Genomic DNA, 15,121 nt, shown 5'->3' with positions numbered 1-15,121 from the left:
ATTGTATAGACTAAGGTGCGCTCAAAGTCAATTAAAAACCCTCTATTATAAAATAGACATTGATTGCAAGATTATATATAATAAAGTATTATATTAATAAAAGAGGCATTCATGACTAATAAAACAAAGTTTGCATCATATGCAGCAGTAACCATAGGGTCTTTGGGACTCATAGCTAGTACCATAGCTCTTACTATGTATCATTCTAGTTATCACCTCTTATTGTAGGGGGGATGATTGGCTCTATAATCCCACTAATTGGGTGTACACTTATCGGCGCTTTATCGCTTATGGATAGAAGCTCTCTCAATAAAATATATGGTAATATGTATGATCAAGAAAGGATAAATGAAAAAGCTAAATTGTTTGATAGCTTGAGTAAGTGTGTTGTACCTTCGATAGCAGGTGCTGTTGTTTCTTTTGGAGTTGGAGCAGGTTTAGCTGCCCTTGGTTTCACATCACCTGTAGCTATAATTGCTTTAACTATAATAGCAAACGCAATTGTTATGCAACTTGTGAGTAAAATAACTGAACGCTTTTCTTCTCCACCAACACCACCAGGTGGATCGATTGACAGCGGTGTGAAAGTTAATGGTGCTAGTGCAGGTTATGTTCCTAGCCCTAGTCATTAGTCAGTTCTTTCCATTCAAGAATCATTTTATTGACTTGCCTCAATTTCTCAACAGAAGGCAAGTCTTCTGTGCTGAGTGGTAGGCGGACAGTTTTGTGTTCTATGAGCCCAATATCATGCAAAAGTGCTTTGGTAGGTATTGGGTTGCTGGCAATAAATAGTGCTTTGCAGGCTTGTTGCCAGATATCTGTTGAACTTTTCATGTCATTTCCTGTCATTTGAGCAGGTTTCCTTCTGGATTCCAGCGTCACGCGCTGGAATGACAGTGAAGAGAGTTCGTTGTTCAGACATTGCTTAACGTATTCATGCGCTATGCGTGGCCAAACATTAGAAGCAACGGAAACCAGACCAGCTACGCCATAAGCGGCCATACCTGATATCATATTATCATCTCCGCAAAATACCTCAATGTTTGGTGCAACTTTCTTATACTGAGCTAAAGTATCAACGGTGCCACTTGAATCTTTGATAGCCCAAAATTTTTCGTGGCTGGATAAGTTGCGTACAGTTTCAGCGTGAAGATTTATTCCTGCTCTCGATGGAATATTATAAAGCATAGCTGGCACATGTGCTTTTTCAAGTAGCTTTTCAAACCATAAGGTCTGCCCCATGATACCAGGCTTTGCATAAATGGGAGTTGTCATTAGATAGCCATGAATAGGCATATCCTTGCAAAAATCAAGCCATTCAAGAGTTTGATATAGATTCACTCCTGGTACGCCAATTATAATTTTTGTATTTAATTTTAGCTCACATACAAATTCAACTAATGTACGCTTTTCAGAATCAGTAAGCGATAGGCTTTCACCTGTGCTACCTAGCAACACTACACCATTTTTAGCTTCAGCTTGCATTGTAAGTAAGCGCTGCAAACTGCTGTAATCTATTTCATCCCCATTGTAATTAAAGGGAGTAACACAAGCAGTCCATAAAAACATGGATAAAATGGTTTCAATTGAAGTTATTAAAACGGTATTTCATCGTCGATTAGTTCATCTGTTGTATTATTGTCAAAACCTTCGTACTTATTTTTTTGTTCTGGTTCATTTTGTTTGTATTCACTTGGCTTGTAATCAGGATTTGGCGCACTATTTCGTGAATCGAGGAGAGTAAGAGCGCTATTAAAATTATATAATACCACCTCCGTTGTGTATCTTTCACTACCGTTTTGGTCAGTCCATTTTCTGGTTCTCAAAGAACCTTCAACATAAACTTTACTGCCTTTACGTGCAAAATCTTTAACGATTTTTACTAATCCTTCACTAAAAATTACGATATTATGCCATTCTGTCTTTTCAGAGCGTGTACCAGAAAGTTTGTCAGTCCAACTTTCAGACGTAGCTATTGAAAAACTTGCCATCTCTTTTCCATTTTGTGTAGTCCTAATTTCAGGATCTTTTCCTAAATTACCAACTAGTATGACTTTGTTTATGGTACCACCAGACATAATTATGCTCTAAATAAATCTCTTTATTATCTTATGTGAAAGTACTATTGTCAAATTTAATTAAAAGTGCGCTTGGAGGGATTCGAACCCACGACCTTTGCCTCCGGAGGGCAACGCTCTATCCAACTGAGCTACAAGCGCATATATAGCTACCCACCCGCGGTATCTCTAGATCCCGCTAACACGTAGCGGACCGTCATACCGCGATTCATTCGCGGTATCTCTTAGCATAGATCCCGCTAACACGTAGCGGGATGACGGTTTTTCAAATTGTCGGTAAACCTAAATCACTTTGGCTATATACTAAATTATTTAATAGATAAGCTATCCAAGTCAAATTTTTGTTTTGGATAAAGCGTAAACATAATACTCCCATGTCCAAGATATACATTTTGAGAATCATTCGCATGCTTTTTTATTGCTTTTTGATCTACGGTCCATACAAAAGTTACATAATTTTCAGTAACTGAGTGCACTTTTAAATCCTTAGTATTTATAAACAGTTTTCCATTTACCCATATTTTCCATGTATCGGGAGAAAGGTACAAAATTGAGTCTAAACTTACTACCTTACAGTTGAAATTCTCCTCTTTTGCAGCTCTTGAAGACCGTAAATTGAACTTTTCCATTTCATTGACCATTTTATTAATTGGCTCTTCATCAAAAAAAATGCTTTTTACATTACTATATTGTGACAAAACGTCAAAATCACTTTCCACCGCTTCTCTTATTATATCGTCCCGATCTATATAGCTTAGTTTTTGATTGCTAATAAAGAAACACTCTTTTGCACGCAAATTTGCTATATCAATAAAATCATCAATTTCTTGATTGCCAACTTTAAGAATACTTTCAAAATATCTTTTTTCTATCATCATTCCATACTGAGAATGATGACAAACCATTTCATCATTACCTTGTTTTTCTATATATACGCATAAATTTCCACTATTTAATCCTAATATTTTATGCTCAATAAAATCTTCATTGCCAATATGTTGTCGGCAAGAATACTCCTTACAAATCCCTATGCTTTCTATGATACCTTCACAACTGCAATATGCATTAACATTGGAAATGAGTAGCGTAAAAATAAAAAACAGCTTTATGTTCATCACCTTATCTACTTAATATAGTATACCAATCAAAGACTATATTAACTCTCACTATCTCTATCATATTACCATTCAAAATTTGTTTCATAGTTGCAGCATCAATATTTCTCTGCTTGTTTAAAATAAGAGATTTGATCATAACATAACCGGGCAGATTTGGAATAGACTGTAAAAATAAAAAAATATGCTTATCGCTGATTGAACTTAAATTTAGGACCACTTCACTTTTTATTACTTTTGTGCGTTCACTTTTGTTGTGAAGCTCAACTTCTTCGGGTATAGAAATTGATATTTCAGGTTCTAATATATAGTACTTTTTATATAACTTGCTAAGCTCGAAATTTAAATTTGCAATGTATCTGCTACTGTGTAAATTTGAAGAGGAAATTTTTTTCCACAAATCTAGGTTTTTATTTAGAACAACTTCCTTTTTTTGAATTCCAGTAATCTGTAAATTAATAGAATGTATTTTATCAATCGCAATTTGGTTTTTATTATAAACTTTTTCGTTATAGATAACAACATATGTTAATAACCCTATTAATCCAACAGATAATAATAAATACGATATAAACTGAATTGTAGCTTTTCTTTTTAATTGAGAGATAGTCATTAATCTACATTGCCTCTCCTATTTCAACATCAATAGATAGATTTTGCCCTTTAGCAGCAGAAATATTAATGTCATAGGTACGAAAATTATCATTTAAATTTTTTTGTAGTTTCTCGTATTGATAAGAAATATTTTTACCGGATTGAAAATTAAACCTTAAAGTTGTGGTAATATAACTTTTTGCCTCATTATAATTCCATTCAAATGATCGAAGCTCTATACCTGGTACTTTTAACTTTTCTACATACTTAACTTGTGTAAGAGGAGAGTATTCTATTTTTAATAAAATATTATTGATATTAATAAAATCATAAATTTCATCTATTTTTTTTACATTATAGCTTTGGCTAAGTTTTGTTAATTGGTTATTTAAGGTGCTCTGCTTTGCGGATAAATTATTAGCGACACTGAAGTTTGAATACAAATTTAGCAAACAAAGGGCGTTAATTACAACTAAAACCAAAGCGAAGTATAGAAAAATTTGAGGAGAGTTTAAATAAAGATAATTGAATAGATAAAATTCTTTAGTTTCCTTTGTATTAAAAATAGCTGCTAATTTATTCTTAAAGCTATGAAACAAAATTATGGTATCACAAAAGTTATCTTTTTCACTTATAGCTAGTTCTGCTCCTAATAGTTTGCCTAACTCATATGGAGTTAATATGTTCACACTGTTCTCTGAAAAATTTATGACTGATAAACTAGCTTTAATATCTTCTGACACTATGATGCAAAGGTCGATAGGGTTATTTTTTTCAAACCCAAACTTAGTTAAGGATCGAATAGTATCTTGCACTTCCTGATATATTCCACCAGCAATAATTCCTGGTAAATTATCATTAGTAAATGGTATCAAACGCGTAAATACCATTTTGTTCTCTTTAAGAACCACTTGTCTATAGCCTCCCGTTTTAGTTGCAGCAACTATAATTTTCCAATTATTAGGATCTTTATGTGGAATCTTTTTTACTATATTACTTATTTCTATAGGAAACATTAATATTCCCTTAAAGTTAGAGCCTATCTCAATAAATACATTCAACCAATATTCTACTAAATGCTTTGCTTTTGATGACACAAGAAGATAGCACCAGTTTTGATTAAATTCGGTTGGCTTCTCAACCAAAAAAATTGAGCTTATATCGTTATTGTGAGCAAAATGCTCCATCTTTGTTTTTGCTGATAGATAAGCACTAATCTTGTTTATTCTTGGAATAAACTGTAGCAAGTAATTTTGATCTGCATGATTAAGCACCAGGTATAAAGGTGCTTTTTTATCTGATGAAAGACATGAAATTAAGTCGGAAACTGCTTTATCGTTTTTGCCCTTAACAAAATACCTTTTATTTAAAGTGTTATTTTTAAAATATAGTAACATTATGCCTTCTTCTCCGATGGAAAGCATAAACTTACTTTTGGATTTTGACCCAAACATATTAACAAAGTGTATACTTATCTAGAATTAAAAAGGTAATTTATTGAAATTCATTAAACGTTAGAGGGAAATATTGTTATAAATCTTCGTAGCAACATTATTTATATCATAATTTTTTTATAAAGTTACTACTAATATTAATCTATTTAATTAATAGATTAAATTAATTAGAAATATACACTATCTGCCGATTAACTTTAATTAATAGGAGTTATTAATCTATTTACTATTCTTGTAATATTATTTCTAATGGTAAAGAAATATATATTTCTCTGGAACAGTTGTTATTTCAGATACAGAATTTAGAACTAACCATTTGCTGAAGAACGTTCATCCTCTGTGGTATTTGATGATGGAGCAACTAATTTACTCAAAATCTCATCTTTTGGTCCCATAGCGTAAATGACACCATCTGACATGAGAATCACTTTATCAACCACGGATAGTAGCGGTAGCTTGTGAGTGATGATAACAGTAGTAGTATTTTGCTTTCTTGCAATGCCAACTGCATTAATTAAGCATGCCTCTCCATTGCTATCTAAGTTAGCGTTTGGTTCATCAAGTACTAAAAGTTTTGTGTGACCATAGAAAGCTCTGGCAAGTCCAAGAAGCTGTTTTTGGCCGCCAGAGAGCGTTACTCCTCCTGGACCTCCTATTGTTGTGTCATATCCATTTGGTAAGCTTAGTATTAGTTCATGTATTCCTGCAATTTTTGCTGCTTTGATTATTTCTTCAGGATTTGGATCTGGTCTCATGCGAGCAATATTAGCTTTGATACTAGTGTTAAATAACTCAATATCTTGAGGTAAGTAGCCAACATAATTACCAAAATTTTCTCGATTCCAAGTATATACATCAGCGCCATCTAGTCTGACTACACCAGATATTGGCTTCCATACACCAACAGTTAGTTTCGCAATGGTTGATTTACCAGAAGCACTGGCCCCTATAACACCAACTACGTCCCCTGGTTCTATTACAAATGATATTCCTTTTACTGTCGGCTTATTGCTTCCATAAGGAGTAAAAAATACTCTATCAAATTCCAATTTTCCTTCAGGTTCTGGTAGAGCCATCGTTTGCTCTCTTTTTGGCGATGTTAATATAAGCCTTTGTAGCCTTCCATATGACATTCTAGCCTGATTTAAAAACTTCCAAGTATGAACCGCAGCATCAAATGGTGCTAATACTCTACCCATTAAAATTGAAGCAGCGATGATGCTACCGGCAGTCTTATGAGCTGTGATTGCAAGTAATGCACCTGTTCCAATTACTGATATTTGCAGAGTTGAGCGCAAAAATTTAGTTATCCCGGTGATCACATTAGAGCGATTTTGTGCTTTAATTTGCATTGCTCGGTTCTGATCATTTCGTTTACACCAATCAGAGACTATGAATTCTGACATGCCCATAGCTTCAACCACTTCTGCATTTCTTGTTGCAACATCTATAGCATTGATATTCCGTATAGTTTCTTCGTTGGTTTCTTGTAATATTCGTTTAGTGGCAAGTTCATTCCATATTGCCATAGAGACTAATATAATGATTCCAGCAATAGCTATAAACCCCGTGGAGGTATGTATCATGAAAATCACAACAAGGTAAATTAACGACCATGGAGTATCAAACAGTGAGAATATACCATTTCCTGTAATGAAATTTTTTATTACTCCAAGATCCCGTATTGCTTCACCACTTGAAGTTGAGCTCTGCACTGACGTTAGCCTGATTGACCTTACTATCAGATCTGGTGTTGCAGTTTTATCGATCCAATCACCTATTTTTGCCATGGCTAAATACCGACAAGTTTCAAGCATTGCAGAACATGCAAATGCAGATAAGGTGATAATTGTTAGCATAGTTAGTGTTGATACACTTTCGCTCGATATCACCCGATCAAGCACTTGAGAGGTATAAAGTGGTAGGAATAACATTAATAAATTGATTCCCGCACTAAACCAAAAGATAAACCAAAATGCACTTTTGCATTTTTCTAGGCAAATATATAGAGTACTTTGCTTCAATTCTTTTTTTATTGATGGCGTAATTTCCACAATCTTCCTCTTAATTTGATTATATGCACCATATACAATTTTTATTACAAAAATATTAATAACGGCAGTTAGCTTACTTTAAGTGAGTAAAATATTAATACATGTGAATAGGAAATATAAACAATGGTAAAAAGAAGTATAGTTAACATTTCCTTCATTACCTATAGCTAAAGCAATTTAGCTATACCGATGGTTTGGTAAACTGTAAACTCATATCTCTGGATTTTGCTAATAAGTGGCGAATCGTTGGTAAAACTAAGTCACTTTAGCTATAGAATGACAAAAAAGGTTTGCATTAGCCAAATTTTTAGTTGAAGTAGCATAAGAGGTTAAAGGAAAAGCTTTGTGTTAATGGATTCATTTCAGGTATAGTATAGATAATACCACAATACTTACAAAATGGATCATGTTGTTAATGCGTATAATAGACTTAACACTCCTATAGTCAGGGGAGAAGGGGCATATCTTTTTGATAAAGATGGTAAAAAATATTTAGATTTTGCTGCAGGTATTTCTACAACTTCTTTAGGGCATTGTCATCCATACATTACAGATAAGCTGAAAGAGCAATCAAGCTCATTATGGCACTGCTCTAACATTTTCACTATTCCCGAGCAAGAAAGGCTTGCTGACCGTTTAACAACCCTTACTTTTGCAGATAAAGTTTTTTTCTGCTCAAGTGGACTTGAAGCAACAGAAGCTGCAATTAAGTTTATTCGTCGTTACTTTTATTCAAAAAGGCAAGCAAAACGTAATCGTATTGTTACAATTGAAGGAGGGTTTCATGGCCGCAGTATTGCTGCAATTTCTGCTGGAGGTAATGAAAAATCACGCGAAGGTTTTGCTCCGCTTCTTTCTGGTTTTGATAAAGTGCCAAGAAATGACATTAAAGCTTTGGAGAAAAAAATCAGCGATGAAACGGCTGCTGTGTTTTTAGAGCCCATACAAAGCGAAGGCGGAGTATATCCACTAGACGTAGAATATCTTCAAAAAGTAAGGGAAATAACAAAAGCTCAAGGAATAATTTTGTGCTTTGATGAAGTGCAATGCGGATATGGACGCATCGGTTCTTTATTTCATTATCAAAATGTCGGCATTGAACCTGATATGCTAACCTGTGCAAAAGCTATGGGTAACGGTTTTCCTCTAGCTGCATGTTTAGTAAAAGATTACATAGCAGAAGCAATCACTCCAGGAACTCATGGATCAACCTATGGTGGTAATCCACTTGCTATGACTGTTGGTAATGCAGTACTGGATATAATGCTAAAAGAAGGCTTTTTTGGTCACGTTAAAAGTATAAGTAAACGCTTGAAAGAAAAGTTGTTGTCTTTAGCTAAAGAATTTCCGGAGATGATTTCAGAAGTTCGTGGAGAAGGGTTACTAATGGGAATAGAACTAGCAACTCCTGTAGCTGATAAAATTATCAATCGATCTCTTGATAAAGGTTTAATAATAACTAGGGTTTTAAACAACAAAGTAGTAAGGATAACCCCACCACTTATCATTGAGGATGAGCATGTGAACGCAGCATGTAATATACTTTATGATTTGTTTTTTAAGATTAAAGATATATAAAATTTGGCAATATAAAACTTCAAGCTTGCAAATGCCTTTCATAACATGTAAAGTTAACTTTGTTTTTTATCACAATAACATCGTACTTTAATGGATTGGTTATTGGCCTTAGTATCATCAGCAATTTTTGTTTTGTTAATTTTATCGTTTTTGTTCTCAGGGGCAGAAATAGGCTTAACCTCAATTAGCCGTTCTCGAGTTAATAAGCTAAAGCTAGACGGTAACAAAAGAGCCAGGATAATAGATCGCTTATTAAATAGGAAAGAATTAACAATAGGGACGGTATTGCTCGGCAATACAATTATTAATATTACTTGCTCTGCTTTATTTACAGCAATATTTATCAATCTTTTTGGAAATGAGGGCATTCTCCTATCAACAATTATAATGACATTTTGTATTTTATTGTTCTGCGAAGTTCTACCAAAAACTTATGCTATTCAAAATCCTGAAAAATTTGCATCATTTTCTGCTTATTTTGTATTGTTTTTTGTAAAGATTTTTTCTCCATTGACGCTAGGTATTCAATTTATTGTCAATCTCATCCTGAAACTATGTGGGCTGCATAAAGATAAGGAAGTGATATCTGCAGCGGATGCAATGCGTAATATGATTACTCTTCATCGCAGTGAAGGAACTATGTTACAACAAGATCTGGATATGCTGAGCAGCGTACTTGATTTGGCTGAGACAGAAATATCACAAATTATGACCCATAGGAGAAATTTGTTTTCTCTTGATATAAATCGAAATAAAGAAGAGTTGATAAGGGAAATTTTAACCAGCAGTCACAGTAGAATTCCTTTATGGCAAAAAGAACCAGAAGATATTGTCGGTGTAATTCACGTGAAAGATCTAATAAATGCCTTGCGTGAGAAGGATAATAAAACAGAAGAAGTTGACATTGCCCAAGTTATGTCGAAACCTTGGTTCATACCAGAAAGTACGCTGCTTAGCGTACAACTTCACAACTTCCGTAAGAACAGGAAACACCTTGCACTTGTTATCGATGAATATGGAGCATTGCAGGGGATCGTAACCCTTGAGGATATATTAGAAGAAATAGTCGGAGAAATTTCCGATGAACATGATTTGATCATGGAGAATTTTATAAAGAAAATATCTGACAATATGTATCACATAGAAGGAAAATCTACTATTAGGGACATTAACAGGCAGTTACACTGGAATCTCCCTGATGAAGAAGCTACAACTCTAGCAGGTATGATTGTGAATGAAATAGAGCGCATTCCTGACGAAGGCGAGGAGTTTTCCATGTATGGCTTTCGCTTTAAGATTTTAAAAAAAGATAAAAATGTTATTACTGTTATTGAAGTGCAAGTAAAAACTGATAATACTATAGTAGCGATTAATTAGTGGAGTTTTATGGAAGATACAGTAAAAATAACGACTGAAGAGTTGAAGGGTTACATAGAGAGAATCGAGAAACTTGAACAAGAAAAGAGGGATGTGCAAGATCACATTCGTGATGTATATGCAAAAGCTGCAGATGAAGGCTGGGATACAAAAGTGATGAAACAAATTATTAGGCTGAGGAAGATGGATGATGATGACAGAGAGGAACAGGAAATATTGCTTGATACCTATAAACGTGCATTAGGAATGAGTTGCGAAGAAGAGTTAAGTGAATAGCAGAATTGTAATTGGAATAAGTGGAGCATCTGGTTCTATTTACGGTGTACGTATTTTAGAGGCGTTAAGAAATATTAATAGATCTCTTGTACAATCCATCGGTCATCCAAGTAGCTTGACTACTCCCATCCAGAAAAAGTGTATAGATTCCAATGTCAGCTACTCAAATGACACCAAACCTGGTTATGAAACTCATTTAGTAATAAGCCGTGCTGGGAAAATAACTTTAGCTCATGAGATTAAAGAAAAACTTGAAGGTATTACATCACTTGCAGATTTTTACTATTCTGAAGAAAAGATAGGAGAAAAAATAGCAAGCGGCTCATTTAAAACCTCAGGGATGATTGTAGCACCATGCTCTATGAAGACAATGTCTGAAATCGCATCAGGTGTTACTTCCAATCTATTGACAAGGGCTGCAGATGTAACGCTAAAAGAAAGAAGAAAGTTAGTTCTTATGGTGCGAGAGTCACCACTACATCTTGGGCATTTACAAAATATGTTAAAATTAACGGAGATGGGAGCAATTATTACTCCACCGGTGCCAGCTTTTTATATTAAACCGAAATCGTTGGATGATATTATTAATCATTCTGTTGGCAAAGTATTGGATTTATTTGATATCAAATTACCTGACTTTAAGGAGTGGCAAGGAAGTGACAATGATTATTGATGGTAAAAAAATAGCAAACGACCTGTGTGAGAGGCTATCACAAAAGATTCATGTTCTAAAGAGGGAACATAATATTTTTCCTTGCCTGAAAGTAATTCTCGTTGGTAGCAATCCAGCAAGTCAGGTCTACGTTCGTAATAAACAAAGAAAAGCAGAATCAATAGGCATAAGTTCTGAAACTATTGTTTTGCCTGATAATATTTCAGAAGATGAGTTAATTGGAAAAATTAATGAATTCAATGAGGATCAATCTGTACATGGAATTTTAGTGCAGTTGCCTTTACCAAATCACATTAGTGCAAGCAGAGTAATTAATGCAGTGAGTATTGAAAAAGATGTAGATGGCTTCCATGATGAGAACGTTGGCAAATTAGTTAAAGGTGAAAAAAATTGCCTTATACCTTGCACTCCTAAAGGTTCTTTGCATTTAATTAAATCAATTGAAGAGAATCTTTCCGGTAAAAACGCAGTTGTGATTGGCAGGTCAAATATCGTAGGTAAACCAATGTTTCATCTATTGTTGCAAGAAAACTGCACTGTTACCATCTTGCACTCACAGAGTAAGGATTTAGCTGAATATTGCTCTAAAGCGGATATAGTAGTTGCAGCAGTCGGAAAGCCAAATTTTGTTCAAGCAGACTGGATAAAGAAAGGTGCAATAGTGATCGATGTTGGCATAAATAGCGTTAACGTAGGAGAGCTCGTAGGTGATGTTGACTTCGGGGGAATAAAAGAAAAAGTCAAAGCTATTACCCCAGTACCCGGGGGCGTTGGCCCAATGACAATTGCATTTCTAATGATGAACACTGTTATTGCTGCTTGCTTGCAGAAGGGAGTTGATGCTTCTAATTTCATTAGTTGAGATATAATGAAGCAACATGTATGTTTCTTAAATCAGCTACTTGCATGACACCCTCTTGGATGGAAACCAGTGTCTGGGTACTGGAATGACAGGATGCCGTCATAAAAACCCACAGGAATAGTTACAGGTGTAACTGTTGCATCAATGTTTGCAGGAAGTATAAATGAATATGTTATGCCAGATAATTGTGTATATGGACCTGCTTAAGCAGAACGGGAAGGAGCTTATTTTAAGTGGTAGAGACTCTTATCTTTAGCGAGCTTTAAGGTAATTGTTTGCTGTTTGCAAAAATATTTGCATAATTTAAGTAACATTACTTAATAAAATTAACTATGGAGCTTAATAAGATTGCAGCATCGATTTTACTTTCTGGGCTAATCATTATGATAGTTAGTAATGTAGTTGATATGCTGTATAGTCCAGAAGAATATGAGATCGAACACCAAACGATAGTAGCTGCTGAGCCTCAGCAAAAAATCGAGCAAGTGGCGCTGGATATTGGAGTGCTTATGCAGAATGCTAGCTTTGAGAAAGGTAAATCAGCAGCGAAAAAATGTATAGCTTGCCATAGTTTTGAGAAAGGTGGAATGAATAAAGTAGGACCAAACTTATGGGACGTAGTTGGAAACAAAAAGGCTCATCTTGGCAACTCATTCAATTACTCAAAAGCAGTGCTTGAAAAAGGTGGAAAATGGGGATATGAGGAGCTATTTGCCTTTTTAAAGAACCCAAAAGCCTATATAAAAGGTACACGTATGGCATTTGCAGGCATTTCCAATCCACAAGAAATTGCAGATCTAGTCAGCTATTTGCGTTCGATGAGCAATAGTCCGGTTGCTTTGCCAAAGTAGTATGAATTATTGCAAATTGTTTGATGGAAATAATGGTCACATAGCATATCGAAAGCTACAAGGGAAGAAAGCTTCTGTAGTTTTTTTCGGTGGATTTGCATCTAATATGGATGGAACTAAAGCAACTGCTATTTACAAATTTTGCCAAGAAAATGATGTAGCACTTGTGCTATTTGATTATTTTGGTCACGGTTATTCAAGCGGTAATTTTTCTAATTATACAATAAGTGATTGGCAAAAAAATTGTGCTAAAGTGATGAGTGAATTAACTAGCGATAAACAAATAATTATAGGTTCAAGTATGGGAGGATGGCTGATGCTGCTCACTGCCCTTCAATTTCCGGAAAAAATTGCAGCATTAATCGGCATATCGTCTGCTCCTGATTTTACTGAAGATTTGATATTCAAGCAATTGTCAGGCAAGCAAAAGGAAGAACTAGATTCTAAAGGTGCAATAGATTTCACTTCAGAGCATTGTACATACAAAATAACTAAAAATTTGATCGAAGATGGCAGAAAGAACCTTCTTTTAAACAGAGAAGCAATAGATATAAACTGTCCTGTGCGCTTATTGCATAGCATTAATGATAAAGATGTTCCTTATCAAACTTCATTGAATTTAGCTGAAAAAATCAAGTCAACCGATGTTGAAGTATACTTGATAAAATCAGCAGAGCATAACATGTCTGACAATCATTCGCGGGAAGTTTTATTTAAGACCATTAGAGAATTTTGGGGAATGTTCAAAAAAGTGTGTCAAACCGAAAAAAAAGTAATAAATTGATATAAAAAAATGGAGGTTTCACATATGAATCAAAGAATAGCAAATAAAACTACTGGTTTGGTAGACTATAAAGAACTGGAAGCAAATATTCTATCGTCTATACGAGAAGGAAGGCCGCTGACAGGAAGGATTAACACCGTTTAAAAAAGCTGCTGGAGGCGAGTCTAGAAGGTGAAATAGAAAATCACTTATTGGCTGAAAGTGAAGAAAATAATCGAAGAAATGGGAGAAATGGAAAGACTTTGCGTACAAGTGCAGGTTCATTTGAACTGTTAACACCAAGAGATAGAGAAGGAAGTTTTGAGCCGCAAATAGTCAAAAAAAGGCAAACAAACCAGAGCTTGAAACGAAGATTTTGAGCACATTTGCCAGTGGTATGGGCTATAGAGATATAGCGTCACATGTAGAAGAAATTTACGATCACAAAATATCGGCAGCAGAGATATCCAGTATTACTGACAAACTGCTACCAGTAATCAACGAATGGCCGCTGCAATCTGTATATCCGATAGTGTTCATGGTTTTTTAAGGTCAAAGAGGATGGACATTGCGTAAGTAAATGTATGTACAATATATTGGCAAAATGGCAGAAAAGAAGTCTTGGGCTTTTATTTGGCTGAAAGTGAAGTTCTGGTTGGGAGTACTAAATGATCTAAAAGAAAGAGGAGTAGAAGATATTCTAATTGCATGTGTAGATGGGCTAAAAAGCTTTCCTACAGCCATAAACAGTGTGTTTCCTAATGCGGAAGTACAGCTATGTGTGGTGCATCAGATACGCAATTCTCTAAAATATGTATCCAGCAAAGATGTAAAGATTTTTATGAGTGATTTAAAAAAAGTATATCAGGCTTCAAGTAGAGAAATTGCTCTGCTTGAGTTGGAAGAAAAATGGGGACCCACTAGTCATAAAATCCTGGCAGAATAATTGGATCCGGCTATTTCAAGTATTCTGAGGAGGATAATTTATACCACCAATCCTATTGAGGGGCTGCATAGACAAATCAGAAAATTTACTAAAACTAAGGGCTCATTTACCAGCACAAATGCCTTGTATAAACAGGTATATTGTGCTATAAAAAAGGTAGAGCAAAATTGGACTATCCCAATTGGGCTTTAACTATATCTCAACTTGATATCTTCTTTCCTGCTAGGTTGAAAATTGAGTTGAATTAAAAATGCGGTTTGACACACTTTTTTGAACATTCCCGAAAAGACTTAAAACTCTCAAGGGTCTGACTCCTTATGAATTTATATGTACACAGTGTTCCTGAATTGTTTATACTTAATCCATGCCATCATACTTTGGGACCATACATCTAGATCAAATTACTGAGTACCGTTTAAATTTTTCAGTTTTATTTGGTGTAGAAACTTTATCAAACCCCAGTTGCGGATTAGAAGTCAGTGAAAAAGATAGGGAAATAG

The 15,121-nt window shown here is 34.8% G+C and carries 14 protein-coding genes, 1 tRNA gene and 2 pseudogenes; 10 read left to right on the top strand and 7 right to left on the bottom strand.

Annotated features, from left to right (window positions below):
• The first annotated feature begins 233 nt into the window (after positions 1–233).
• Positions 234–632: a hypothetical protein gene (locus tag NBW37_RS05840; protein WP_250296116.1), complete on the top strand. Its 399-nt coding sequence runs from the start codon at positions 234–236 to the stop codon at positions 630–632.
• On the opposite strand, the gene dapA is transcribed toward NBW37_RS05840, so the two are convergent.
• The 7 genes from dapA to NBW37_RS05805 form a co-directional block, all read right to left on the bottom strand.
• A complete protein-coding gene (gene dapA, locus NBW37_RS05835; protein ID WP_250297011.1) occupies positions 622–1,578 on the bottom strand; it encodes a 4-hydroxy-tetrahydrodipicolinate synthase in 957 nt (318 codons plus the stop codon). The genes NBW37_RS05840 and dapA overlap by 11 nt on opposite strands.
• Positions 1,579–1,595: 17 nt before the next feature.
• Entirely contained in the window at positions 1,596–2,078 is a 483-nt protein-coding gene (gene ssb, locus NBW37_RS05830) for a single-stranded DNA-binding protein (protein ID WP_250296115.1), read from the bottom strand.
• Positions 2,079–2,145: 67 nt separating this feature from the next.
• Positions 2,146–2,219 (bottom strand) — tRNA-Arg (locus NBW37_RS05825).
• 167 nt (positions 2,220–2,386) lie between these two features.
• Entirely contained in the window at positions 2,387–3,193 is an 807-nt protein-coding gene (locus tag NBW37_RS05820; RefSeq protein WP_250296114.1) for a hypothetical protein, read from the bottom strand.
• 4 nt (positions 3,194–3,197) lie between these two features.
• Positions 3,198–3,806 carry a hypothetical protein gene (locus tag NBW37_RS05815; RefSeq protein ID WP_250296113.1) on the bottom strand — a complete coding sequence of 203 codons (609 nt, stop codon included), beginning with the start codon at positions 3,804–3,806 and terminating at the stop codon, positions 3,198–3,200.
• Between the two features lie 4 nt (positions 3,807–3,810).
• Entirely contained in the window at positions 3,811–5,241 is a 1,431-nt protein-coding gene (locus NBW37_RS05810) for a hypothetical protein (RefSeq protein WP_250296112.1), read from the bottom strand.
• Between the two features lie 308 nt (positions 5,242–5,549).
• A complete protein-coding gene (locus tag NBW37_RS05805) occupies positions 5,550–7,295 on the bottom strand; it encodes a type I secretion system permease/ATPase (protein WP_250296111.1) in 1,746 nt (581 codons plus the stop codon).
• Between the two features lie 399 nt (positions 7,296–7,694).
• Here NBW37_RS05805 and NBW37_RS05800 point away from each other — a divergent pair, with 399 nt between their 5' ends.
• From NBW37_RS05800 to NBW37_RS05755, 9 genes and pseudogenes are all read left to right on the top strand, one after another.
• Positions 7,695–8,873: an aspartate aminotransferase family protein gene (locus NBW37_RS05800; protein ID WP_250296110.1), complete on the top strand. Its 1,179-nt coding sequence runs from the start codon at positions 7,695–7,697 to the stop codon at positions 8,871–8,873.
• A 90-nt stretch (positions 8,874–8,963) separates the two neighbouring features.
• Positions 8,964–10,250 carry an HlyC/CorC family transporter gene (locus NBW37_RS05795; protein ID WP_250296109.1) on the top strand — a complete coding sequence of 429 codons (1,287 nt, stop codon included), beginning with the start codon at positions 8,964–8,966 and terminating at the stop codon, positions 10,248–10,250.
• A gap of 9 nt (positions 10,251–10,259) precedes the next feature.
• Positions 10,260–10,526, top strand: coding sequence for a DUF2312 domain-containing protein (locus tag NBW37_RS05790; protein WP_250296108.1), 267 nt, complete (start codon positions 10,260–10,262; stop codon positions 10,524–10,526).
• Positions 10,519–11,199: a UbiX family flavin prenyltransferase gene (locus tag NBW37_RS05785; RefSeq protein WP_250296107.1), complete on the top strand. Its 681-nt coding sequence runs from the start codon at positions 10,519–10,521 to the stop codon at positions 11,197–11,199. Before NBW37_RS05790 ends, NBW37_RS05785 begins: the two co-directional genes overlap by 8 nt.
• Entirely contained in the window at positions 11,183–12,061 is an 879-nt protein-coding gene (gene folD / locus NBW37_RS05780) for a bifunctional methylenetetrahydrofolate dehydrogenase/methenyltetrahydrofolate cyclohydrolase FolD (RefSeq protein WP_250297010.1), read from the top strand. Before NBW37_RS05785 ends, folD begins: the two co-directional genes overlap by 17 nt.
• Positions 12,062–12,393: 332 nt before the next feature.
• Positions 12,394–12,912, top strand: a complete 519-nt coding sequence (locus NBW37_RS05775) for a c-type cytochrome (protein ID WP_250296106.1) — start codon at positions 12,394–12,396, stop codon at positions 12,910–12,912.
• Position 12,913: 1 nt separating this feature from the next.
• Complete coding sequence (locus tag NBW37_RS05770; protein ID WP_250297009.1) at positions 12,914–13,696, top strand: alpha/beta hydrolase; 783 nt, start codon at positions 12,914–12,916, stop codon at positions 13,694–13,696.
• A gap of 191 nt (positions 13,697–13,887) precedes the next feature.
• Positions 13,888–14,813 (top strand): annotated as a pseudogene (locus NBW37_RS05760) (IS256 family transposase).
• An 85-nt stretch (positions 14,814–14,898) separates the two neighbouring features.
• Positions 14,899–15,016 (top strand): annotated as a pseudogene (locus tag NBW37_RS05755) (IS481 family transposase); the annotation flags it as partial.
• Positions 15,017–15,121: the final 105 nt, after the last annotated feature.

The organism is Wolbachia endosymbiont of Oedothorax gibbosus, assembly GCF_936270145.1.
Classification (GTDB): domain Bacteria; phylum Pseudomonadota; class Alphaproteobacteria; order Rickettsiales; family Anaplasmataceae; genus Wolbachia.
The sequence above is the reverse complement of the archived record's forward strand: the minus strand, read 5'-3'. Positions and strand labels throughout refer to the sequence as shown.